The sequence below is a fragment of the Pseudoduganella sp. jia 9 genome (assembly GCF_055502615.1).
This window is the reverse complement of the sequence record NZ_JBUPWE010000022.1, coordinates 37,801-62,089: the sequence shown is the minus strand read 5'-3', so window position 1 is coordinate 62,089 and position 24,289 is coordinate 37,801. Positions and strand designations below refer to the sequence as shown.

General features: G+C 64.3%; 19 protein-coding genes. 14 read left to right on the top strand and 5 right to left on the bottom strand.

Annotation, left to right across the window (positions count from 1 at the left end):
* Window positions 1–60: 60 nt before the first annotated feature.
* From fusA to rpsL, 3 genes are all read right to left on the bottom strand, one after another.
* Window positions 61–2,166, bottom strand: coding sequence for an elongation factor G (fusA, locus tag ACY34H_RS25715; protein WP_464980305.1), 2,106 nt, complete (start codon window positions 2,164–2,166; stop codon window positions 61–63).
* 99 nt (window positions 2,167–2,265) lie between these two features.
* On the bottom strand, window positions 2,266–2,736 hold the full coding sequence (gene rpsG, locus ACY34H_RS25710) for a 30S ribosomal protein S7 (RefSeq protein ID WP_130186566.1): 471 nt from the start codon (window positions 2,734–2,736) through the stop codon (window positions 2,266–2,268).
* Window positions 2,737–2,862: 126 nt separating this feature from the next.
* Window positions 2,863–3,246: a 30S ribosomal protein S12 gene (rpsL, locus tag ACY34H_RS25705; RefSeq protein WP_130186567.1), complete on the bottom strand. Its 384-nt coding sequence runs from the start codon at window positions 3,244–3,246 to the stop codon at window positions 2,863–2,865.
* Between the two features lie 338 nt (window positions 3,247–3,584).
* On the opposite strand from rpsL, the gene ACY34H_RS25700 reads away from it, so the two are divergent.
* The 11 genes from ACY34H_RS25700 to ACY34H_RS25650 all read left to right on the top strand — a co-directional run bounded on the left by ACY34H_RS25700 (window position 3,585) and on the right by ACY34H_RS25650 (window position 18,100).
* Window positions 3,585–5,417 (top strand): phosphoethanolamine transferase, encoded by a 1,833-nt coding sequence (locus tag ACY34H_RS25700; protein ID WP_464980304.1) that lies wholly within the window; start codon window positions 3,585–3,587, stop codon window positions 5,415–5,417.
* Window positions 5,418–5,555: 138 nt separating this feature from the next.
* A complete protein-coding gene (locus ACY34H_RS25695; protein ID WP_464980303.1) occupies window positions 5,556–6,827 on the top strand; it encodes an efflux RND transporter periplasmic adaptor subunit in 1,272 nt (423 codons plus the stop codon).
* Window positions 6,828–6,850: 23 nt separating this feature from the next.
* The gene (locus ACY34H_RS25690; protein WP_464980302.1) at window positions 6,851–7,543 is read left to right on the top strand and encodes an ABC transporter ATP-binding protein; all 693 of its coding nucleotides are present in this window, start codon (window positions 6,851–6,853) and stop codon (window positions 7,541–7,543) included.
* 8 nt (window positions 7,544–7,551) lie between these two features.
* The gene (locus ACY34H_RS25685) at window positions 7,552–8,862 is read left to right on the top strand and encodes an ABC transporter permease (protein ID WP_464980301.1); all 1,311 of its coding nucleotides are present in this window, start codon (window positions 7,552–7,554) and stop codon (window positions 8,860–8,862) included.
* 11 nt (window positions 8,863–8,873) lie between these two features.
* The gene (locus tag ACY34H_RS25680) at window positions 8,874–10,115 is read left to right on the top strand and encodes an ABC transporter permease (RefSeq protein WP_464980300.1); all 1,242 of its coding nucleotides are present in this window, start codon (window positions 8,874–8,876) and stop codon (window positions 10,113–10,115) included.
* A 21-nt stretch (window positions 10,116–10,136) separates the two neighbouring features.
* Window positions 10,137–11,480, top strand: a complete 1,344-nt coding sequence (locus ACY34H_RS25675; RefSeq protein WP_464980299.1) for a sigma-54-dependent transcriptional regulator — start codon at window positions 10,137–10,139, stop codon at window positions 11,478–11,480.
* Entirely contained in the window at window positions 11,480–12,883 is a 1,404-nt protein-coding gene (locus ACY34H_RS25670) for a sensor histidine kinase (protein ID WP_464980298.1), read from the top strand. The genes ACY34H_RS25675 and ACY34H_RS25670 overlap by 1 nt, the downstream gene beginning before the upstream one ends.
* A 134-nt stretch (window positions 12,884–13,017) precedes the next feature.
* Window positions 13,018–13,557 carry an FxDxF family PEP-CTERM protein gene (locus tag ACY34H_RS25665; protein WP_464980297.1) on the top strand — a complete coding sequence of 180 codons (540 nt, stop codon included), beginning with the start codon at window positions 13,018–13,020 and terminating at the stop codon, window positions 13,555–13,557.
* 301 nt (window positions 13,558–13,858) lie between these two features.
* Window positions 13,859–14,347, top strand: coding sequence for an FxDxF family PEP-CTERM protein (locus ACY34H_RS25660; protein WP_464980296.1), 489 nt, complete (start codon window positions 13,859–13,861; stop codon window positions 14,345–14,347).
* Window positions 14,348–14,416: 69 nt separating this feature from the next.
* Entirely contained in the window at window positions 14,417–15,175 is a 759-nt protein-coding gene (locus ACY34H_RS25655) for a spermine/spermidine synthase domain-containing protein (RefSeq protein WP_464980295.1), read from the top strand.
* 453 nt (window positions 15,176–15,628) lie between these two features.
* Window positions 15,629–18,100 carry a TonB-dependent receptor plug domain-containing protein gene (locus ACY34H_RS25650; protein ID WP_464980294.1) on the top strand — a complete coding sequence of 824 codons (2,472 nt, stop codon included), beginning with the start codon at window positions 15,629–15,631 and terminating at the stop codon, window positions 18,098–18,100.
* A gap of 24 nt (window positions 18,101–18,124) precedes the next feature.
* Here ACY34H_RS25650 and pdxR read toward each other — a convergent pair whose 3' ends face one another.
* Window positions 18,125–19,681 (bottom strand): MocR-like pyridoxine biosynthesis transcription factor PdxR, encoded by a 1,557-nt coding sequence (pdxR, locus tag ACY34H_RS25645; RefSeq protein WP_464980293.1) that lies wholly within the window; start codon window positions 19,679–19,681, stop codon window positions 18,125–18,127.
* An 89-nt stretch (window positions 19,682–19,770) separates the two neighbouring features.
* On the opposite strand from pdxR, the gene ACY34H_RS25640 reads away from it, so the two are divergent.
* From ACY34H_RS25640 to ACY34H_RS25630, 3 genes are all read left to right on the top strand, one after another.
* A complete protein-coding gene (locus ACY34H_RS25640; RefSeq protein WP_464980292.1) occupies window positions 19,771–20,454 on the top strand; it encodes a pyridoxamine 5'-phosphate oxidase family protein in 684 nt (227 codons plus the stop codon).
* A gap of 151 nt (window positions 20,455–20,605) precedes the next feature.
* Window positions 20,606–21,412: a class I SAM-dependent methyltransferase gene (locus ACY34H_RS25635; RefSeq protein ID WP_464980291.1), complete on the top strand. Its 807-nt coding sequence runs from the start codon at window positions 20,606–20,608 to the stop codon at window positions 21,410–21,412.
* A 517-nt stretch (window positions 21,413–21,929) separates the two neighbouring features.
* Complete coding sequence (locus tag ACY34H_RS25630) at window positions 21,930–22,598, top strand: PEP-CTERM sorting domain-containing protein (protein WP_464980290.1); 669 nt, start codon at window positions 21,930–21,932, stop codon at window positions 22,596–22,598.
* Window positions 22,599–22,665: 67 nt separating this feature from the next.
* Here ACY34H_RS25630 and ACY34H_RS25625 read toward each other — a convergent pair whose 3' ends face one another.
* The gene (locus ACY34H_RS25625) at window positions 22,666–24,285 is read right to left on the bottom strand and encodes a serine hydrolase (protein ID WP_464980289.1); all 1,620 of its coding nucleotides are present in this window, start codon (window positions 24,283–24,285) and stop codon (window positions 22,666–22,668) included.
* Between the last annotated feature and the right edge of the window lie 4 nt (window positions 24,286–24,289).

Here is a 24,289-nt window from a genome sequence, read left to right as displayed (position 1 = left end):
AACTATGATTTAAGGTTGTCCGGCCGGGGTTTTGCCCCGGCCGATAAACGCTATTCTGATTTATTTCGCTTTCGCGGTCACGATTGCGTCGATAACGTGCTTCGGCGCTTCGGAGTAGTGCTTGAATTCCATCGTGTAGGTTGCACGGCCTTGCGTTGCGGAACGCAGCGAGGTCGAGTAACCGAACATTTCGGACAGCGGAACTTCGGCCTTGATGATCTTGCCGCCGCCGCCCGGGATTTCGTCCATGCCCTGCACCATGCCGCGACGGGACGACAGGTCGCCCATCACGTTACCGGCGTAGTCTTCCGGCGTTTCCACTTCCACGGCCATCATCGGCTCGAGGATGACCGGCGATGCCTTGCGGCAGCCGTCCTTGAACGCCATCGAACCGGCCATGCGGAACGCGTTTTCGTTCGAGTCCACGTCGTGGTAGGAACCGAAGGTCACGGTTACTTTCACGTCGACGACCGGGTAGCCGGCCAGGACACCGGTGTTCAGCGTTTCGCGCACACCTTTTTCCACCGCAGGGATGTATTCGCGAGGAATCACACCGCCCTTGATGGCGTCGACGAACTCGAAGCCCTTGCCCGGCTCTTGCGGTTCGATCGTCAGCACGGCGTGGCCGTACTGGCCGCGACCACCGGACTGCTTGACGAACTTGCCTTCCACGTCGGTGACGGTCTTGCGGATCGTTTCGCGGTAAGCAACCTGCGGCTTGCCGACGGTGGCTTCCACGCCGAATTCGCGCTTCATGCGGTCGACGATAATTTCCAGGTGCAACTCGCCCATGCCGCCGATGATGGTCTGGCCGGATTCTTCGTCGGTCTTCACGCGGAACGACGGATCTTCCTGTGCCAGGCGGTTCAGCGCCAGGCCCATTTTTTCCTGGTCGGACTTGGTCTTCGGCTCGACGGCCTGCTGGATCACCGGCTCAGGGAAGACCATGCGTTCCAGCACGATCATCGCGGTCGGGTCGCACAGCGTTTCGCCGGTCGTCACGTCTTTCAGGCCCACGGCGGCGGCGATGTCGCCAGCGCGCACTTCCTTGATTTCCTCACGCTGGTTGGCGTGCATCTGCAGGATGCGGCCCAGGCGTTCCTTGCGGTTCTTCACCGAGTTCAGCACGGTGTCGCCGGAGTTCACGGCACCGGAGTACACGCGGAAGAACGCCAGCTGGCCGACGAACGGGTCGGTCATGATCTTGAATGCCAGGGCCGAGAACTTCTCGTCGTCCGAAGCGGCACGGGTGACAGGCTGCTCGTCGTCGTCGGTGCCGCCGACCGGCGGAATGTCCACTGGCGACGGCAGGTACTCGATGACGGCGTCCAGCATGGCCTGCACGCCCTTGTTCTTGAACGCGGTGCCGCACATCATCGGCACGATTTCCGAAGCGATCGTGCGGGCGCGCAGCGCCTGCTTGATCTCGGCTTCGGTCAGGTCGCCTTCTTCCAGGTACTTGTTCATCAGCTCTTCGCTGGACTCGGCGGCGGCTTCCACCATCTTTTCGCGCCACTCGTTGGCCGTCGCTTGCAGTTCGGCAGGAATATCCTTGTAGTCGAACTTCATGCCCTGGGATGCTTCATCCCAGATGATCGCCTTCATCTTGACCAGGTCGACCACGCCGGCGAACGAATCTTCAGCGCCGATAGGGATCTGGATCGGCACCGGGTTGGCCTTCAGGCGAGCGCGCATCTGCTCGTAGACCTTGAAGAAGTTGGCACCGGTACGGTCCATCTTGTTGACGAAGGCCAGACGCGGCACTTTGTACTTGTTAGCCTGGCGCCACACGGTTTCCGACTGCGGCTGCACGCCGCCCACTGCACAGTAGACCATGCAGGCGCCGTCCAGCACGCGCATCGAACGTTCCACTTCGATCGTGAAGTCGACGTGGCCCGGGGTATCGATGATGTTGATGTGGTGCGGCTGGAAGTTGCCGGCCATGCCTTTCCAGAAGCAGGTCGTGGCCGCGGACGTGATCGTGATGCCGCGCTCTTGTTCCTGCTCCATCCAGTCCATGGTTGCTGCGCCGTCGTGCACTTCACCAATCTTGTGGTTCACGCCGGTGTAGAACAGCACGCGCTCGGTCGTGGTCGTCTTGCCGGCGTCGATGTGAGCGGAAATACCGATGTTGCGGTAGCGCTCGATGGGGGTCTTGCGGGCCATAATGAGATCCTAAATCTTTGAATGGACAAAACCGAGCAACATTTTTGAATCAAAAATGCGCCCGGCTTGAACAAAGGCCGGTCTTGCCGGCCGGAGTGTTTAGAAGCGGAAGTGCGAGAACGCCTTGTTCGCTTCAGCCATACGGTGCACTTCGTCACGACGCTTCATTGCGCCGCCGCGGCCTTCCGCGGCTTCCAGCAGCTCGCCACCCAGGCGTTGCGGCATGGATTTTTCGCTGCGCTTGTTTGCAGCTTCACGCAGCCAACGCATGGACAGGGCCAGGCGGCGCACTGGGCGCACTTCAACCGGCACCTGGTAGTTGGCACCGCCGACACGGCGGGACTTCACTTCAACCATCGGCTTGGCGTTGTTGATTGCTGCGGTGAACACTTCCAGTGGATCCTTGCCGGATTTTTGCTGGATATGGTCGAATGCACCGTAGATGATGTTTTCTGCAACCGACTTCTTGCCGGACAGCATCAGAACGTTAACGAATTTGGCGACTTCGGTGTTGCCGAACTTTGGATCCGGCAGAATTTCGCGCTTGGGTACTTCACGACGACGTGGCATGTCTATTTCCTTCCTGTCTTCAGTTGAGCGCCTCGTTCGGCACTCGCGTGGGCCATCATGGCCTCACACTTACTCGGTCTCGCGACCGCCTCAACTCATTATGTTTTGCTACTAAGTCTGCAAGAATTACTTCTTGGCGGCCTTAGCGCGCTTCGCACCGTACTTCGAGCGAGCCTGCTTACGATCCTTGACGCCCTGGGTATCCAGCGAGCCGCGAACCATGTGGTAACGCACACCCGGCAAGTCTTTCACACGACCGCCGCGCAGCAGCACGACCGAGTGTTCCTGCAGGTTGTGGCCTTCACCGCCGATGTACGAAATGACTTCGAAACCGTTGGTCAGGCGCACCTTGGCGACTTTACGCAGTGCCGAGTTAGGCTTCTTAGGAGTGGTGGTGTACACGCGGGTGCACACGCCACGCTTTTGCGGGCAGTTTTCAAGTGCCGGCGATTTGCTCTTCACGACCAGTGCGGTACGTGGGTTGCGAATCAATTGATTGATGGTTGGCATCGTTCTAAATCCAACAAAATTACTGCTATTGACAACCCGGGCGGCTGAACCATGTTCCCGGGGGCTAAAACCAGTCTCCAGAGTCCGGATCGCAGGGACGCAAACAGCCACCTTGTTGAAAAGGCGGCCCGAAAAAGGCGTATACAAGGTGCAGACTAAATTGAGAACTCGCGAGTATAGACGGTGCGCAAGGCACAGTCAACTCATTTGCCGATCAATTAGGCAAAGCAATGCCTGCCCGGCAGCGGGAAAAGTCCGCATAATAGCGCCCCGTGCCCTGCACGTCCGTACTGACTCTGTACTGTATCCATTTCTTCGCGCCCCGCCCAGAACGCCGCATGCCTCCGTTGCCATTTGATTTCCGGTACCCGCGCCCGGCCCACCTGTTCATTCTGCTCAGTTACCTGGCGTTGTCGCTGGTGCCGTGGATCCGCGTGCTGCTGGGCAATCCTGTCCACGACGGCTGGCAGATCCTCGGCATCGAAATCGCCGCCTGGACCGCTGTCTGGGCAGTATTCACACGCCCGGCCTATTTCCACTGGCTCCTGATTCCCGCCTTCATGGCGCTGCCCACCGAGATCTACCTGCTGGTGTTCTATGGGCAGGGCATCTCCACGCACCACCTGGGCATCCTGGCCGAAACCAGCCCGGTCGAGGCACTCGAATTCCTCGGCGGCACGGTGTGGACGATGCTGGGCGTGATGGCATGCGTGGCCGCCTGGTGGGTAATGACGTTCCGTGCCGCGCGCCAGACCCGCGGCCTGGACTGGCAAGGTCCGTCGCGCTGGGTTGCGCTCGGGCTGCTGGGCAGCTTCGCGCTGCTGACGGCCTATGGCTGGGAATTCGGTGCCGGCCAGTCCCCGGCCGCGCCGGCGTCCGCGTCCGCCGCGGCATCGGCCGGCAGCGGCGATGGCAGCCGCGGCGCCCACGTCACCGGCTGGCCGCTGGCGCCACTGCCGCCATGGGCCAGGCCTCCCGTGCATTTCGACGCTTTCATCGATTCCTGGCCGTTCGGGCTGGCCGCGCGCGGCATCGATTTCTACCGCGAGCGGCGCTACCTCGCGCAGTTGAACGAAACCAGCCGCCATTTCAGGTTCGGCGCCGACCAGAGCGCGGCGGACGACGTGCCGGAAACGATCGTGCTCGTGATCGGCGAATCGTCGCGCCAGGACCGCTGGAGCCTGTTCGGCTACGGGCGCGACACCAACCCGCTGCTGGCCCGACAGGCCAACCTGGTGCCGCTGCCGGACGTGATCACGGCGGTATCGGCGACGCGGCTGTCGGTCCCCGTCATCATTTCCCGCAAGCCGGCACGGCAGAGCCTGAAGGATGGCTTCAGCGAAAAGTCGTTCATCACCGCCTACAAGGAAGCAGGTTTCCGCACCTGGTGGCTGTCGAACCAGATCTCGTTCGGCAAGTTCGACACGCCGGTGTCCGTGTTCGCCCGCGAGGCGGACGTGGTGCAGTTCACCAACCTGGGCGGCTTCTCCAACAAATCCACTCTCGACGAAGTCCTGTTCGAGCCGCTGCGCGCGGCGATGGCCGATCCGGCGCGGAAAAAGCTGATCGTGCTGCACACGCTGGGCAGCCACTGGAACTACAGCCAGCGCCATCCGCAGTCGTTCGATCGCTGGCAACCCTCGCTGTTCGGCATCGACAAGCCCGTCTATACCGACATCGCCATCAAGCCACGGCTGAACAACAGCTACGACAACACTATCTTGTATACGGACTGGTTCCTGGCGCAGGTGCTCGATCGCCTGCAGTCCCCCCTGCACCCGGCCGCCCTGCTGTACGTGGCCGACCACGGCCAGACGCTGTACGACGGCGCCTGCCGCATCGCTTTCCACGGCCACAACACGCAATACGAATTCCGCGTGCCGGCGTTCATGTGGTATTCGGACCAGTACGGCGAGCGCTATCCGGCCAAGGTGCGCGAACTGCGCCGGCACCGCAAGGCGAAACTGGCCACGGAAAACATGTTCCACACGCTGCTGGACATGGCCGACATCCGCTACCCCGGCGAGCGCCTCGAATGGAGCTTCCTGTCGCCCACCTTCAAGCGCCATACCCGCTGGGTCGACAGCTACGGCTGGACCGACTACGACAATGCCACGCTGAAGGGCGACTGCCGCGAAGTCATCGCGAAGAAGCCCGCCAGGCGCCGATAGCAATTGCCGGACGCCGCGGACGCGGCCGGACAGCGCCGGACAGCGGACACGCCACCTGAAAACCTTGTCGTAACAATGACTTAGCTTGTGGCACGGTTCCTGCATAGAAATGACAACATTTTTATTGCAGGCCCGACCATGATCCGCGACACCTCCCATCAAGATACCGCCATCGCCACGCCGCAGCACCGGCCGTGGCGGCGGCATGCGCTGCTGGCCGCGGGCGCCGCCGTGATCGTCGCGGCTGCATGGTTCACGGTCAGCCACTGGGCCGGCAGCGAGCATTCGGTCAGCGCGGCGCGCCTGCGCATCGCCGATGTCACGCGCGGCACGCTGATCCGCGACGCCGCCGTCAATGGCCGCATCGTCGCCGCCGTCAGCCCGACGCTGTATTCGACGGCGCCCTCGTCCACCGTCACCCTGAAGGTGCGCGCCGGCGATACCGTGAAACAGGGCGACGTGCTGGCCGTGCTGGAATCGCCCGACCTGACAGACGAGCTGAAGAAAGAACAGTCGAGCTACCAGGAACTGGCGGCCGAGGTGGCGCGCCAGCAGATCCTGGCGCGCAAGCAGAAGCTGCTGGCGCAGCGCGATGCCGACACGGCCGAGATCGACCGCCTGTCGGCCCAGCGCACGCTGGAACGCTACGACGGCGTGGCCAACGAAGGCGTGGTTGCCAAGATCGATTACCAGAAAGCCAAGGATGCGCTGCGCGCCGCCGAGATCCGCGCGCAGCATGCGATCCAGGCCTCGACGCTGGAAAAGGACGACGTCGACCTGGCGCTGCGCACCAAGTCCGCGCAACTGGAACGCCAGAAGCTGGTGCTGGCCAATGCCCAGCGCCGTGTCGACGAGCTGACCGTGCGCGCGCCCGTCGCCGGCTTCATCGGCACGCTGAGCGTGGCCAACCGCAGTGTGGTGCAGGCGAACACGCCGCTGATGACGCTGGTGGACCTGTCCGCGCTGGAAGTCGAACTCGAGGTGCCGGAAACCTATGTCAACGATCTCGGCCTCGGCATGCGCGCCGAGATCACCGTGAACGGCGTGACGACCAGCGGCAAGCTGTCCGCCCTGTCTCCGGAAGTGGTGAAGAACCAGGTGCTGGCGCGCGTGCGCTTCGAAGGCCGGCAGCCCGACGGCCTGCGCCAGAGCCAGCGCGTGCAGGCGCGCCTGCTGATCGACGAGAAAGCCAACGTGCTGCTGCTGCCGCGCGGGCCCTTCGTGGAATCCGAAGGCGGCCGCTATGCCTACCTGGTGCAGGATGGCGTGGCCGTGCGCACGCCGATCCGCATGGGCGCCACCAGCATCAACGCCGTGGAAATCCTGTCCGGCCTGAAACAGGGCGACAAGGTCGTGGTCGCCGGCACCGAAACATTCGAGAACGCAAAGAGCGTCGCCATCAATCAATAACCTCCACTTCACCAGAGGCCACCATGCTGCGCATGCAAAACCTGAGCAAAGTCTACCGCACCCACATGATCGAAACCCACGCGCTGCGCGGCTTCGAGATCCACGTGAAGCAGGGCGAATTCGTCACCGTCACCGGGCCGTCCGGCTCGGGCAAGACGAGCTTCCTGAACATCGCCGGCCTGCTGGAGGAATTCACGGCCGGCGAATACATCCTCGACGGCGTCAACGTGAAAGGCATGGACGACAATGCCCGCTCGAAGCTGCGCAACGAGAAGCTGGGCTTCATCTTCCAGGGTTTCAACCTGATCCCTGACCTGTCGCTGTTCGATAACGTCGACGTGCCGCTGCGCTACCGCGGCTTCAATGCCGCCGAACGCAGGGAGCGCATCGAGGATGCGCTGGCCAAGGTGGGCCTGGCGTCGCGCATGAAGCATTACCCTGCCGAACTTTCCGGCGGCCAGCAGCAGCGCGTGGCCATCGCCCGCGCACTGGCCGGCACGCCGAAGCTGCTGCTGGCGGACGAACCCACCGGCAACCTCGACACGCAGATGGCGCGCGGCGTGATGGAGCTGCTGGAAGAGATCAACGCCCAGGGCACCACGATCCTGATGGTCACGCACGACCCGGAACTGGCCACGCGCTCGCAGCGCAACGTGCACATCATCGACGGCCAGGTGTCGGACCTGGTGCGCAAGTCGCCCACGCTGGCGGCATAGGAGACGGCATGTTCGCCTATTACTTCAAACTGGGCCTGCGCAACCTGCGCCGCAACCCGGCGCTGACGGCGCTGATGATACTCACGCTGGCCATCGGCGTGGCGGCCAGCGTGTCGACACTGACGATCCTGCACGTCATGTCCGGCAATCCGATGCCGCACAAGAGCGAGCGGCTGCTGGTACCCGTGTTCGACAACGGTCCGCTGACAGGCTACTCGCCCGGCGACGAACCGAACGACAGCCAGCTCAGCTACCGCGACGCGATGAACCTGCTGGCCAGCGGCCAGGGCGAGCGCCGCACCGCGATGATGGGCCTGGGCGGCGCGATACAGCCGGACCGCAAGGACATCGCGCCATTCGTGGTCAACGGCGGCGCACCGACCCGCGACTTCTTTGCGATGTTCGAGATTCCATTCCTGTACGGCCAGGCATGGACCAGCGCCGACGACAAGGCCGGCGCCGACGTCATCGTGCTGACCCGCGCGCTGTCGGAGAAGCTGTACGGGAATGCCAATCCAGTGGGCCGGCGGCTGCGCTACAACGGCTTCGACTACCTGGTCAGTGGCGTGATCGACACGTGGAAGCCGGTCCCCAGCTTCCATCGCATCATCGGCACCGGCCCGTTCGACGAGGTGGACGAGTACTTCATCCCGATCGCTTCCGCCGTACGCCACGAGTCGAACAACAGCGGCAGCACCAATTGCACCAGCAATTCCGAGCCGGGCTACCAGGGTTTCCTCGACTCCGAGTGCACCTGGCTGCAGTTCTGGTTCGAGGTGCATTCCGCCACCGACCGGCCGGCGCTGCAGGACTGGCTGGACGGCTACGCGGCCGAGCAGCGCAAGCTGGGCCGCCTGCAGCGCAATGCCCCCAACCGGCTGTACAACCTGGCCGAGTGGCTGGAGCACCTGAAGGTGGTGGGCAACGACAACAAGCTGTCGGCCTGGCTGGCGTTCGGCTTCCTGGTGCTGTGCCTGGTGAACACGATCGGCCTGCTGCTCGCCAAGTTCTCGGTGCGCGCACCGGAAGTGGGCGTGCGGCGTGCGCTGGGCGCCTCGCGCAAGGAAATCTTCCATCAATTCCTGACCGAGACGGCCGTGATCGGCCTGGCCGGCGGCGTCCTCGGCCTGCTGCTGGCGCTCGGCGCACTGGGACTGATCTCGATGCAGTCGGCGCAGCTGGCGCTGGTAGCCCGGATGGACTGGGTAATGCTCATCACAACCTTCGCGATGGCGGTGGCGGCGGCGATGCTCGCGGGCCTGCTGCCGACGTGGCGCGCCTGCCAGGTAACGCCGGCCCTGCAACTGAAGTCCCAATGAAAGGAGCCATCATGGAAATCCGTCCCATCCTGTCTTCGCTGATGCGCAACAAGACCGGCCCGATCCTGGTGGCCGTGCAGGTGGCGCTGAGCCTGGCGATCCTGGCGAATGCGCTGCACATCGTCAGCGAACGGCAGGCCGTCGCCGACCGCGTGTCCGGCGTGGAACGCGAAGAAGACATCTTCCACGTGCGGGTCAGCGACCTGCAGACCGAAAGCAACTTCAACGAGATGCTGGCGGCGCAGATCCGGCAGCGCGACCTGCTGCGCGCGGTTCCGGGCGTGGTGTCGGTGGCGCAGACCAACCAGGTACCGCTGTCACGCTCCGGCAACAACACGGGCATTGCCGCCGACCGCGAGCAGGTGAAGGTCTCGACCGGCGCGGCGTTCTACGTGTCGCCCGACTCGCTGGTGAAGACGTGGGGCCTGCAGCTGGCCGAAGGCCGCGACTTCCTGCCCACCGAAGTGGTGAACCTCGACACCACGAAGGATGTCTACGAGACGAACACCATCATCATCACCAGGGCGCTGGCAAGGAAGGTTTGGCCGGATGCCACCAGTTTCGTCGGCAAGACACTGTACTTCGGCACCGGCAAGGATGCGACGGCGTCGCGCGTGATCGGCGTCCTCGAGCGGCTGCAATCGACCAGCGCCGAAGTCGGCGAACGAGGCGAAATGTCGATCATCCAGCCGATCCGGCGTATCAGCTCGCCGCGCGCCATGTTCACGGTGCGGGCCGAACCGGGCCAGCGCGAGCGCGTGATGAAGGAAGTCGAAGCGGCACTGCGCAAGGCCGCCAGCAACCAGATCATCGTGCGCTCCAAGACGCTGCAGGACGACCGCATGGATCGCTACCGCGCCGACCGCGGCCTGGCCTGGATGCTGATCACCGTCAGCGTACTGCTGATGATGGTCACCGCCAGCGGCATCGTCGGCATGGCCAGCCTGTGGGTCACGCAGCGGCGCAAGCAGATCGGCGTGCGCCGCGCACTGGGGGCGCGCCGGGTGGACATCCTGCGCTACTTCATCACGGAGAACGTGATGATCACCAGCGCCGGCGTGGCCGCCGGCCTGTTCGGCGCGCTGGGCCTGAACCACCTGCTGGTGACGCACCTGGAACTGGCGCGGCTGCCGGGTACTTACCTGCTGGCCGGTGCCGCGGCATTCCTCGCGCTGGGCATCGCCGCCGTGTATGGCCCGGCGTGGCGCGCCGCCAGCATTTCCCCGGCCACCGCCACCCGCGGGGTGGTGTAGGAATGTTATGCTGACGCCACCATGCCGACCGTACTGATCATCGACGACAATGCCGCCATCACGATGGCCCTGGAAGTGCTGTTTTCGCTGCACGACATCGCCGCCCTGAGCGCGGCTTCGCCCGAAGAGGGGCTGGCCCTGCTGGAGCGGAGCGGCGCCGTGATCGACCTGGTCATCCAGGACATGAACTTCACAGCCGATACCACCTCCGGCGAGGAAGGCGTGGCACTGTTCCGCGCGATCCGCAAGCGCCACCCCGACCTGCCGGTGATCTTGCTCACGGCATGGACGCACCTGGATGCGGCGGTGGACCTGATCAAGGCCGGCGCCGCCGACTACCTTGCCAAGCCATGGAATGACGGGCGCCTGGTCGCCACCGTCAAGAACCTGCTGGAGCTGGGACAGGCCAACCGTGCGCTGCGCCAGCGGCTGCAGGGCGAACTGCGGCAGCGGCGCGAGCTGGAACAATACGAGCTGCGCGGCATCGTCTGGCAGGACCCGGCCACCGAGCGCGTGCTCCACCTGGCCTGCCAGGTGGCGCGGGCCGACGTGCCGGTGCTGGTCAGCGGTCCGAACGGCACCGGCAAGGAGCGCATCGCCGAGATCATCCAGGCCAATTCGCCGATGGCGGACGGTCCGTTCGTCGTGCTCAATTGCGGCGCCCTGCCCGCGGAACTGATCGAGGCGGAACTGTTCGGCGCCGATGCCGGCGCCTACACCGGGGCGTCGAAGGCACGCGAAGGCAAGTTCGAGGCGGCCGACGGCGGCACGCTGTTCCTCGACGAGATCGGCAACCTGCCTCTGGCCGGCCAGATGAAGCTGCTGCGCGTGCTGGAAACCGGCCGTTTCGAGCGCCTGGGATCGAACCGCGAACGCAAGGTGGCGGTGCGCATCGTCAGCGCCACCAACGCCGACCTGCCGGCCATGATCCGCGCCGGCACCTTCCGCGAAGACCTGTATTACCGCCTCAACGTGATCGAACTGAAGCTGCCGGCACTGGCTGCCCGCCCGGGCGACATCCTGCCGCTGGCGCGTCATTTCCTCGGTGCCGGCAAGACGCTGCGGCCGGATGCGGAAGCGGCGCTGCTGGCGCACTCCTGGCCGGGCAATGTGCGCGAGCTGAAGAACGTGATGGCGCGTGCCCGGCTGCTGTCGGCCGGGCCGGACGTGTGCGCCGCCGACCTGGGACTGCCCGCCGCGGCGGTCGCCTTCGGCGGTGTACCGGACGTGGAACCGGACCGCGATGCGATCAGCACCGCGCTGGCGCGCGCCAACGGCATCGTGGCGCAAGCGGCCGCCGAACTTGGCCTGTCGCGCCAGGCCCTGTACCGCCGCATGGAGCGGCTCGGCATCGCGCGGCCCTGATGGCGCGCCCGCCAGGCGGCAACCCGGCCGGCAAGGAGAGCCGCGACTCCACGGAAGCTGGCAATCGCCCGAAAGCCATCCGCCTTTCGCTGCTCACGCGCTGGTCGGCGCTGGTCGGCACGCTGCTGACCGTCGGCATCCTGATCGCCCTGGCGCTCGACCATTATTTCCCCGACCGGCCGTGGCTGGTGCTGGCCGTCTGCCTGCTGTGCGTGGTGCCGCTGTCGGTGATCACGATCCGTTCGCAGCTCAAGCCGATCATGTCGCTGTACCGCGCGCTGGCCGGCACTGTCACCAGCTACCGCGACGGCGATTTCTCATTCAGCCTGCACTGGCCCCAGAACGACGAGCTGCGCGAACTCGTGGCAGCCCACAACGCATTGGGCGAAGTGCTGCGCGAGCAGCGGCTCAATCTCGTGCAGCGCGAGCTGCTGCTCGACACGATGGTGCAGAACACGCCAGTGGCGATGCTGCTGGTCGCCGATGCCGGCGCGATCGTGTATGCGAACGTGGCGGCACGGCACATGCTGCACGACGGCCGCAAGCTCGAAGGGCACCGGCTGGACGAGCTGCTGCAACGCTCGAAGCCGCCGCTGCGCGATGCCGTCGCCCGCGGCGGCGACAGCCTGTTCACGACCGGCGAGGGAGACGACGAGGAAGTGTTCCACCTGGCGCGCCGCCGCTTCAACCTGAACGGCCGGCGCCACGAATTGCTGCTGCTGCGCCAGCTCACGCTGGAATTGCGGCGGCAGGAGGTGCAAACCTGGAAAAAGGTGATCCGCGTCATCAGCCATGAGCTGAACAACTCGCTGGCGCCACTGGCTTCGCTCGCCCATTCCGGCGCCGAACTGGTGCGGCGCGGCCAGACCGAACGCCTGCCGCAGATCCTGGCCACGATCGAGGAACGCACCCGCCACCTGGAAGGCTTCATCCTCGGCTATGCGCGCTTTGCCAAGCTGCCAGCGCCGCGCAAGCGGCCGCATCCGTGGTCCGGCTTCGTGGCCGGCCTGGCCGAACAGGTGCCGTTCCGGCTGGCGGGCGCGCTGCCACCCGAACCGGCGTCTTTCGATGCCGCCCAGCTGGAGCAGGCACTGCTGAACCTGCTGAAGAATGCACACGAATCGGGCTCGCCGGCGGACGCCGTCGCGCTGGAGATCCGCCATATGCAGGATACCCTGCGCATCGAGGTGCAGGACCGCGGGCCCGGCATGAGCGACACGGTGCTGGCGAACGCCCTGGTGCCCTTCTATTCCACCAAGCGCAGCGGCACCGGCCTGGGCCTGGCGCTGGCGCGCGAGATCGCCGAAGCGCACGGCGGCCGGATCACGCTGGCGAACCGCGAAGGCGGCGGCCTCGTCGTGACGCTGCAGCTGCCGGCCGGCTTGCAGATGGACGCCGCATGACGCGTCGCGTCGGCCTTTTTTAACGATTGAGCTTGCTCAAAAATCAACAGAAAAGCGCTCGCAACTGAACCCGGCAGTTCTAATGTGTCCCTAGGCGGCCCGCGTCGGGCCGCACTCTCACCGGGGAATCCATCATGAAAATTCTATCGTTCTTGCCAGGCGCCGCCCTGGCCGCCGTGCTGGCCATCGCCGGCACGGCGCATGCCGACGACATGGTTACCAATGTCGAACTCGAGGGCACTGGCACGCTGTCGGCGCATTTCGGCGTGACACATCTGCAGACGGGCAGCTTCGTCGATACCTTCAACTTCTCGCCATCCGATGGCAGCTGGACCGTCGATTCAAGCCTGGTGACGATCGGCTTCCAGCCGCTGTCGAACGTCAACTTCACCGGGGCCGAGATCAACGGGCACGCGATGACGCTGACGCTGCAAGGCGTCTTTGAATATGGCTTGCTGGTCGACGAACCGATCCTGGGGCCGCTGGTGCTGACCGTCCACGGCGACGTGGAAGGCCCGATGGGCAGCGCCGCGGCGAGCTATGCGGGCACCATCAACATCAGCCCGATACCCGAACCCGAAACGTATGGCATGCTGCTCGGCGGCCTGGGTATCCTGGCCTGGCTAAGCCGCAGAAACACAGCTGGCGGCTTTAAAAATACCTTCCGGAATTAAATATTTCCTAACAAACAATTTCCATTTGGAATTAATTGATCCCAAAAAATTATTCCAGATGGAACTAAAAGTTCCCTGAAAAATCTTTATATTTCCGTGGGTTTATAAAATATTTTTAGGAAACTAAAAGTTCCTAAAATCATTTAAACTTACCGCAAAATACGTTATCGTTGCAAAAACGGGCGCTTTGTCGCCTTTTTTTGTATGTAATTGTAACGGACACAATAAAATATTGACAACACCTTAAAGCTGGCTTAACTTGTCGACTCCTTATAGTTAATAACTCTTCGACGAGGTAAGCATGAAATTGAAATCTCTCGCACTGGCAGCCGCGCTGCTGCCCGCCTTCGGCTCCGCATACGCTGAAGACATCACGATCGATCTGCAAGGCGGCCCGAACGTGTTCTCGGCCTTCGTGGGCAACACCCACACCACCGGCGCCTTCAGCGATACGTTCACCTTCACCGGCTTCAGCGGCGAAGGCACCGTGTTCGCCGGCCTGGTCAACACGGCAACCGCCTGGTCCGACCTGTCGTTCACCAACGTAACGCTGAACGGCGTTGACGTTGCAGCAGGCAACATCGGCCCACTGTCGATCGCTGCCATCCTGGGCCAGGACGTCACCGGCCCCCTGACGCTGGTTGTCAGCGGCACCGTCACCGGTACGGTCGCCAGCTACGGCGGCGATTTCAACGTGACCAGCCCGGTCCCGGAACCAGCAACCTACGGCATGCTGGCCGGCGGCCTGGGCGTGCTGGCCTTCGCAGCACGTCGTCGCAAGCAGCAGTAATCCATTCAGCAGTAACGCATTCCAAAAGGCGCTTCGGCGCCTTTTTTTCATGGCTGGTAAACTTCCGGGATGCAAAAGAACCGTTTCGACCAGCCTGGCCACCCTCCCGCCACCATCACCGAATTCGAAGGCGTACGCTCGCTCCATCTCGGCACGTCGTGGGTACAGGGGGCGATGCGCCTGTCCAGGCCCGACGCCATCGAGCTCGAATACGTGCAGATGATGATGATGTGGATGCTGTTCCTGCAGAATCCCCGCCATATCGCCCAGCTCGGCCTGGGCAGCGCCGCGCTGACGAAGTTCTGCCATGGCCGCTTTCCCGGCGCGCGCGTATCGGTGGCAGAACTCAATCCCAACGTCATCGCGGTCTGCGAAGCAATGTTCGGCCTGCCTCCGAACGACACGAGGCTGGACGTGCGGCAGATGGATGCCCTCGATTTCGTCAACGACCCGGCCAACCGCGGCGCCATCGACGTGCTGCAGGTCGACCTCTACGACGAAGACGCGCGTGGTCCCGTGCTGGACACCCCGGAGTTCTACCAGGCGTGCAGCGACTGCCTGACGGAGCACGGCATCATGACGGCCAACGTGTTCGGCGAATTCGACAACTACGAGCGCAACCTGCAACACATGGAACTGGCCTTCGACGCCGTCGTGTGGCTGCCCGAAGTACACGACGCGAACATCGTTGCGATTGCATTCAAGAATGCCCCGGTGCTGGACTTCTCGGTGCTGTACGAGCGCGCCGCGGCGATCAGGAAAACCTTCAACCTGCCGGCGAAAAAATGGGTCGATGGATTGAAGGAATGGATGCAGGACCAGCACTAGTCCCTCATCCTCCTCCCGGCCGCGTTGACCGGGCGGCGTAGTCGCCGCTGAATCCGAATCGTGCCGGACGCCCGCCCGGCGCAGAAGCCACTTCGCCGTGACTGCCTTCGCCGCGCCGCGCATCGTCATCCGCCCTGGTGCGCGCCCGCTTCTTCTGAAAAATCCTCCCGTCATGCGACGCGCCAACCGCCATGGTTGTTGCATGGGAGAACTGTCGTAAAAATGTCGCACCCGGTCGGGAAATTGTCGGCTTCGGCCGATGAGGGGGCAACAGCGTAAGCGAGTTCAGCTCGGGTTTGCAATGGGTTTTCGATGTTGAACACGCAATATTTTCAGTGCGTTCACGCTGCGCAACAGGGCGTTACAACTTTATTACCCACCCAGTTAGACTCAGCGCGGGACACCCCCAATGCATGCTTCGCACCCATCCAACCAAGAGACGATAAAAGACACATGAAGCAGAACACTTTCCGCCGTACCGCGCTTGCCAGCGCCGCGTTGCTGCTGGCCGCACATGTTTCCGCGCAAACCGCCGCCGAAGGCCAGGCATCGGGACAAGCCGCCGTCCAGGCAGCAGAACAACAGTCGGAACAGGCCACCGTGGTCGTGCTGGGCTCGCGTTCCGCCGCCCGCACCGCGCTCGACACCGCCGCACCGGTAGGCCTGATCAACGTGAAGGACATGCAGACCGCCGGCCCGCTGGAACTGGGCAAGCTGCTGCAGTCGCTCGATCCGTCGTTCAACTTCTCGTCCACCTTCATCAGCGACGGCACCGACATCATCCGCCCCGCCACGCTGCGCTCGCTGGGCCCGGACCAGTTGCTGGTGCTGGTGAACGGCAAGCGCCGCCACCAGCAGGCGCTGGTCAACGTCCAGCAGACGGTCGGCCGCGGCTCGGCGGGTACCGATATCAACGCGATCCCGCTGTCCGCCATCCATCACATCGAGGTGCTGCGCGACGGCGCCGCCGCGCAATACGGTTCCGACGCGATTGCCGGCGTGATCAACATCGTGCTGAAGTCGAACGTGAACGAAACCCAGGTGTCCGGCCAGGTGGGCACCACCTCCGAGGGCGACGGCGACATGATTTCCGGCAGCGTGAACCGCGGCTGGGCGCTGGGCGCCGATGGCGGCTTCATCAACGTTTCCGTCGAAGGCCGCCGCCGCAACGAAACCAACCGCGCCGGGGTGAACAGCACGCTGGTGGGCGAGGCGCCGCGCGTCACGCTGCGCGTCGGGGACAGCGATGCGAAGGATGCCTACCTGTGGGCCAACGCTGCGCTGCCTGCCGGCCAGGGCGGCGAGTTCTATGCCTTCGGCGGCGCGTCGAAGCGCAAGGGCGATTCGGCCGGTTTCTTCCGTACCAAAGGCGACGACCGCACCGTGCCCGAGGTGTACCCGGAAGGCTACCTGCCGAACATCCGCACCACGGTCAAGGATGCATCGCTGGCCGTCGGCTACCGGCTCGACCTGCCGAACGAATGGAAAGCCGATGTGTCGGTCAACCATGGCCGCAGCGAGCTGGCGTTCCATGAAAAGAACACCATCAACGTCAGCTACTGGTACGAACCGCGCCCGACCGGCGGCGGCATCTACGGCGAGTCTCCGTTGGCGGCCGATACCGGCAAGCTGAAATTCAACCAGACCACGTTCAACGCCGACCTGAAGGGCCCGGTCGCCAAGGGCGTGTTCTTCGCCACCGGTTTCGAGTGGCGCCGCGACGGCTATGAAATCGAAGCCGGCGACCCGGTGTCGTACCAGTATGGCCGCACCAACAATCCGGCGATCCAGATCCTCACGCCGGCCGGCACGGTGGCCGCAGCCGGCACCCAGGGATTCCCGGGCTACACGCCATCGACCGAGGTGGACGAAGGCCGCCACAACATCGCCCTGTATGGAGACGTGGAATGGCGCGCGCTCGACACCCTGCTGCTGACGGGCGCGGTGCGCTATGAAAAATACTCGGACTTCGGCAACACCACCACCGGCAAGGTGACGGCACGCTGGGATCCGAGCAAGCAGGTGGGCGTGCGCGGCAGCTATTCGTCCGGCTTCCGCGCACCCGGCGTGCAGCAGGCGTTCTACAGCTCCGTGTCGACCAACCTGAACGCCGAGGGCGTGCTGACCGAAACGCTGACCGCGCGGCAGGACAGCCCCGTCACGCGGGCGCTGGGCATCGCGCCGCTGAAGGAGGAAACCTCGCGCAACGCCAGCATGGGCATCGTGCTGCGCCCGCTGCCGAACTTCTCGCTGACAGCCGACGTGTACCAGATCAAGATCAAGGACCGCATCGTGTTCTCCAGCACGATCGCGCCGGAAGCGGGTGGCGGCCCGATCGCCAATGTGCTGATCCCGCTGAAGGTGGGCCAGGCGCAGTTCTTCACCAACGCCGTCGACACGAAGACGAAAGGCATCGACATCGTGGCCGAACACACGTCGCGCTGGCCGGGATCGACCCTGGTGCTGTCCGGCCAGCTGGGCTTCAACAAGACCGAAGTCACCGGCCGCCACTCCACCTCGTCGATCCTGACCGGCGAACAGCTGTTCGACGCGTCGCAGGTCACGCTGATCGAACACGGCCAGCCGCGCAAGCACCACGTGCTGTCGGCCGACTACACCGCCGGCAAGTGGAACGGCAACGTGCGCGCCAATTACTACGGCGAGGTGCAGGGCCAGGGCTTCACGCCGGGCTTCATCCAGACCTGGGAAGGCAAGTGGATCGCCGACATGACGCTGCGCTACAACTTCACGAAAAAGCTCGGCCTGCAACTGGGCGTGAACAACGTGTTCGACACCTACCCGACGGAATGGGACAAGACCGGCGCGGCGCCGTTCCCGCAACTGGGCTTCACGCACTGCTGGGAAACCTGCCCGTTCGGCATCAACGGGCGCAGCATGTACGTGCGGGCTGACTACGCATTCTGACGCAGTCAGCCGGCCCAGCCGGAGTCAGGCGCCCTCGAAGGGTAGCCGGCTCCGGTTTTTTTTCGCCGCAGCGGAAATGCGCCCGGCTTCATAGGCGGCCAGGTGGATCACGGCCGCCAGCCGCTTCACCAGGCCTTCCATCTCCCCGGCGGGCACCTGCGCATAGCCGAGCATCAGGCCGTTCCAAGCGCCTTCCTGCACCGCGTGGGTCGACAGCGCATTGACGATGATCCCCTCCTGCCGCGCCCGGGCGCGGATCGCTTCGTCCGGCAGCCAGTCCGGCAGGCGCAGCGACAGGTGCATGCCGGCCGAGGCGCCGTGCACGGTGGCGATGCGGCCCAGGTGTTTTTCCAGTGCCGCGACCAGCGCATCGCGCCGCTCGCGGTACAGCCGGCGCATGCGGCGCAGGTGCAGCAGGAATTGCCCGCTGGTGACGAATTCCGCCAGTGCCAGCTGCTCGGCCACCCGTCCCGCCGCCGCCGACTGGGCGCGCAGCAGCGCCAGCGGCGGCGCCAGGTCCGGCGGCACCACCAGGTAGCCGATGCGCAGGCCCGGAAACATGGTCTTGCTGAACGTGCCGCAATACAGCACCGGCGCATCCGGCACCAGGCCCTGCATCGCCGCCAGCGGCGGGCCATCGTGACGGAACTCGCTGTCGTAGTCATCCTCGATGATCAGCGCCCCGGCACGGCGGGCACCGTCGATCAGCGCCAGCCGCCGCGCCAGCGACAGCACGGTGCCGACCGGGTACTGGTGCGACGGCGTCGTATAGATCAGTGCCGGCCGGCGCGCCTGCCAGTCGCGCGCCGATGGCGCCATGCCCTCCTCGTCCACCGGGATGCCGGTGACCGCCAGCCCGGCGTGGCGGAACGCCGCCAGGGCGCCGCCATAGCCGGGATTTTCGTGCCACACGGTGTCGCCTTCGTCCGCGCAGGCGCGCGCGCACAGGTCCAGCGTGCTCTGGCTGCCATCGGTGATGAACACCTGCTCCGCTTCGCACACGACGCCGCGCGAGGCGCGCAGGTAGTCCGCGATCGCCGTCCGCAATGGCCATGCGCCGGCCGGATCGCCGTAGTTCAGCTGTGCCGGATCGAGACCGCGCCAGGCCCGGTCCAGCAGACGGCGCCACAGCGCCAGCGGGAACGCGTGCAAGTCGGGCACGCCCGGCACGAAAGCCTGGGCGTCGCTGGCACCGTTCGACAGCGGGCGCAGGTTCATCGCGCGGCGCGACAGGCCGGCCTCCGTCGCCGCCGGTCGGCCGGGGCGTTTCCGCGCACGCCCTGGCCCGGCTTCCGGCACGGGTGCCGGCACGGGTGCCGGCTTGACCCGGGCGACGACGGTGCCGCGGCGGTCCGGCACCACGAAACCTTCGCTGGCCAGTTGTTCATAGGCGTACAGCACCGTGTTGCGGGCCACGCCCAGCTCGGCCGCCAGCGTGCGCGTGGCCACCAGCCGTGTGCCTGCCGCCAGCGTGCCTTCGCGGATCGCGTGGCGCAGGCATTCGTGCAGCAGGCGCTGGCGCGGCCAGCTGTGATGTCCATGGTTGCGATCGAAGTTCGTCAGCAGCAGCGCGTAGTCCATCCTGGTTCCATGAAAATGCTTCGGCCTGGACCTGTTCCAGGAGCCAGCAGCGCCATTATAGTGCGCCCTCAACTCACCGAATGGAGACCATGATTACTTCCGCTTCCGCAGCCCCTTCGGCAGCCACCTCTGCCGCCCCTTCGCCCCGTACCCAGGTCAAGCGCTCCGCCAACCGCGCCAGCCACGATCCAGCCGTGCTGCATGCGATCATCGACGCCGCCTGGATCTGCCACGTGGCCTTTCGCGACGAGCATGGCGTGCACTGCATTCCGACGGCATGCTGGCGCATCGGTGCGCACCTGTACATCCACGGCTCGAACGGCAGCCGCATGGTGAAGCGCCTGGCGGACGGCGAATGCTGCGTGACGATCACGCACGTCGACGGCCTCGTGATGGCCCGTTCCGCGTTCAACCATTCGATGAACTACCGCAGCGCCGTGATCTACGGCCGCTTCGAGGCGGTCGATGAAAACGGCAACGACGTGACCAAGCGCGCCGCGCTGGAAGCATTCATGGAGCACCTGGCGCCCGGCCGGCAGGGTGAAATCCGGGCGGGCAACGACAATGAATATGCCGCCACCACGGTGCTGCGCATCGCGCTGGCCGAAGCGGCCTGCAAGACGCGCAGCGGACCGCCCGAAGACGACCAGGAAGACATGGGTGTGCGCGCCTGGGCCGGCGTGCTGCCGCTGCGCGAAGCGCGCGGCGCCCCGGTGCCGGATGCCGGCTGCAATGTCGCCGCACCGGACTACGTGCGGCGCTGGCAGGAGTAAGTTACACGCGTTCGTGCGGCCGCCGCCGGGCCCGACTTGGACGCATCGGGTCTCGCTTGGCCTCATTTGCCTTGACCGGCTTGTCTTTATTGCACATCATCGCCGGGTCGCGGCCAATCTCGCGCCGCGCATATGTTCATAAGGAGATCGCATGAAACGAATCCTCGCCGTTGCCATCCTGGCAGCGACCTTCAGCGCGCCGGCGCTGGCCGACGATGCGCTGAAGGCAGCCATCGGCGGCAGCCAGCGCAGCCCGGAGAACGTGAAACGGGATACATACCGCCACCCATACGAAACGCTGACCTTCTTCGGCATCCGGCCCGACATGACGGTGGTGGAGCTGTCGCCCGGTGCCGGCTGGTACACGGAGATCCTGGCCCCGTACCTGCGCGAGCGGGGCAAGCTGATTGCCGCCGGCGCGACGCCGGAATCGAAGGCGGCCAACGTGGCACGCGCCGGCACACGCTTCAAGGAAAGGCTCGACGCCAATCCGGCCGCCTTCGGCAAGGTGCAGCTGGGTGCGTTCGAACCGGCCAACGGCGTGTTCAGCTACGCGCCGAAGGGCAGCGCGGACATGGTGCTCACCTTCCGCAACGTGCACAACTGGGCCGATGAAGGCGACGCACGGCTGAAAGGTGTGTTCAAGAGCGCGTACGACGCGCTGAAGCCGGGCGGCGTGTTCGGCGTCGTCGATCACCGGCTGCCGGCATCGAAGACGCAGGATGCGACGGCATCGAGCGGCTATGTGCACGAAGCCCATGTGATCAGGCTCGCCGAGGCGTCAGGCTTCAAGCTGATGGCGAAATCGGAAGTGAACGCAAACCCGAAGGACACGGCCGACCACCAGGGCGGCGTGTGGGCGTTGCCGCCAACCTACGGGAACAAGGATGTGGAGCGCGCTAAATACGCGGCGATCGGCGAAAGCGACCGGATGACGCTGAAATTCGTGAAACAGTGATGGCGCGCTTCGCAGCGGAAGCCGGCGCCGACCTGCCGAGACGAGCTGACGAAACGGGCTGACGAAGAAGCTGACGAAATTCGCTGAATGCACAGCCGCCGGTCGATGCAATCCGGCGGCTGCAGGATTCTACCTGCGCTGGAGGCGGCTCATGAAGCTGCAAAAAACCACGAAGCCTACCACCATGGATCCGCATACGGCGGCAACCGACAACATCAGCTCATTCATGCGAGGAAACTTTCACTTTATGACAACCGCGTGATTATGCTGCATTTGCACATGAAACAGTCTCACTGAAACTCACTGTTACAACAACAATGTTTCGTCGCCGCGCCCGGATGCAGAACCGGCAGTCTGGTAGCTTACCCTCCCCCTGGCGGACAGGACAATGCGAAAGTGTTGTTTATTTTTATACTGTTTAAAATAATTTTTCCAGCTCATCCGCACAGGAAGTGCTAGCGCTATCATCAATTGACCGCTACCGCGGTCTCACATTCCTCTCTTACCAGGAGCTACCATGCGCAAAGCACTTGCAGGGCTGTTGCTTGCTGCGACGGCATTGACGTCGCACGCCAGCGGTTACTTTACCGAAGACGCCGTACCATTCGACACGCTGATCGGCAGCAACGCCCAGCATCAGGATTTTTCCGGGCCGTTTACCCGCGATGGCGATTCATGGAGCTGGGGCGATGTGACCTTCACCTGCAATGCAGTGCAATGGTGCAATAACGAGAGCTTTGAATTCGGCGGCTATAACGATCACTTCAATTTTGTAGAAGGCAACTTCGTTTACTACGCGCCACCAGATAGCGCTACCTTCACCTTTGCGCAACCGATCATCGCGTTTGGCGTCGATGTGTACGGTATCGGCGGCGGCATGTACTCACCCGGCGGTTCGCTGCAGCCGACGCCGATGATCGTGACCTTCGACGACGGCTCGCACGTGTTTTTCGAAAATCACGTTCACAACTACAACATCAGCGTGCCGGTCTTCGCCGGCATCCTGTTCGACCGGCCCGTCACCTCGATCACGGTATCGGGCGAATGGGAAAACAACGGGATGTTCTTCACCAACCTGCGCTACGTGACCGCGCCGGTGCCGGAACCCTCCACGTACGCGATGCTGTTCGGCGGGCTGGTCATCGTGGGAGCGATTGCGCGGCGGCGCAGCAAGACAGGCAACTAGCCACCAAAAGTGTTGCCAAAATTCGGGGTCTGACCCCGATTTTTGGCAACATTGCAGGCTGGCAGGGTCAATCGGCTTTCCTGGCCTTTACCGGCGTCAGCGCGAGGTCGTGGAAGTCGTAGCTGAAGTCGGTTTCGTCGGAGATGGCGGACATCTTCGCGCGCTCGATCGAGCCATCCGGGTTCAGCGCGAACGTCACATAGGCATCGGCGTTGAAATTGCGTTCCTTCCAGCGCACGATGAATGTGTCGTGCTGGAAGTGATCCATCTCGCCGACGAGGTCCGGCGTGCGCGAAAACTGCATCAGCTGCTTCTTCCCTTCGTGCCGGATGACGACCTTGCCGTACCATGGGTCGCTGTACTCGCCATCGTACGACGCGCGCGGCAGCGAGGGCTTCGAGCCGGCGGCGCGGGCGGCAGCGGCCTTGCCGGTCTTTTCCCTGTCCTTGCGGAGCCGTTCCTGTTCCTCGGCGGCGATGATGCCGATCCAGTCGGTCGGTGCCGCGCCAAGGTAGTGGTCGAGGATGCGCCATTGCAGCGACGTCATCGAACCGCTGTTCTCGGCGTTCGTGAAGATCGCGATGCCCAGCTTCTCTTCAGGCACCATCAGCACGCGCGAATAAAAGCCCTGCAGCGCGCCGCCGTGCAGCACCAGCTTCTTGCCGCGGTAATCGCGGATGTTGAAGCCCAGGCCGTAGGCATTGAAGTTCGCGCGCGTGGCGGCCAGCGCACCTTTCGGTTCGGCGGTCTTCATCGGCGTTACCGGCGTCCAGATCTCCTTCGATTGCGCGGCGGAGAACAGCCGTTGCCCGCCTGGCAGTTCGCCGCCGGCCAGCAGCGCGTTCATCCATTTCGCAATGTCCTCGGCACTGGTATTGATGCCGACGGCGCCCACCGCGTTATCGACCGGCATTGGCTTGACGACCGATTGCCGGCCATCGATCCTGCTGTGCGGCGCCGAGTAGTCGGCGGTTTTCAGCATCGCGGCCACGCTGGTGGTGGTGTTCGCCATGCCCAGCGGCTCCAGTATTTGCGCCTGTACCGTCTCGCCCCAGCTCTTGCCGGATTTCTGAGCAATGATGCGGCCCGCCACGATATACAGCAGGTTGTCGTAGGCGTAGCTGGCGCGGAAGCTGGTGGCCGGCTTCACGTGGCGCAGGTTGTGGATGATCTCGTCGGTGGAGAACGTCGTCGTCGGCCACCACAGCAGGTCGCCGGCACCGAGCCCCAGGCCGCTGCGGTGCGTCAGCAGGTCGCGCACCGTCATTTCCTGCGTCACGTAGGCATCGTGCATGCGGAAATCCGGCAGATGCTTGATGACCGGATCGTCCCAATCGAGCTTGCCCTCATCGACCAGTTTCGCCAGCGCCACGGCGGTAAATGCCTTCGAGTTCGACGCGATCTCGAACTGCGTTTTCGCCGTGACCGGCGCCGGGTCGCCCAGCCGGCGCACGCCAAAGCCCTGCGCGGCAACCACCTTGCCGTCCCTGACGATCGCGATCGCGATGCCGGGCACGTCGAACGTCTTCAATGCGCGCCCGACGTCGCGCGCCAGGTCGAAGGTCGGCGCCGCGGTAATGGTCTCCGCGGCGGCGGCGGTATCGAACGCCAGCGCCGGGGCACTGACGGTGGCAAACGACGCGCAGGCGCACAGCACCAGCGCGGCGGTGGTTTTCTTCAACAGCATCCTT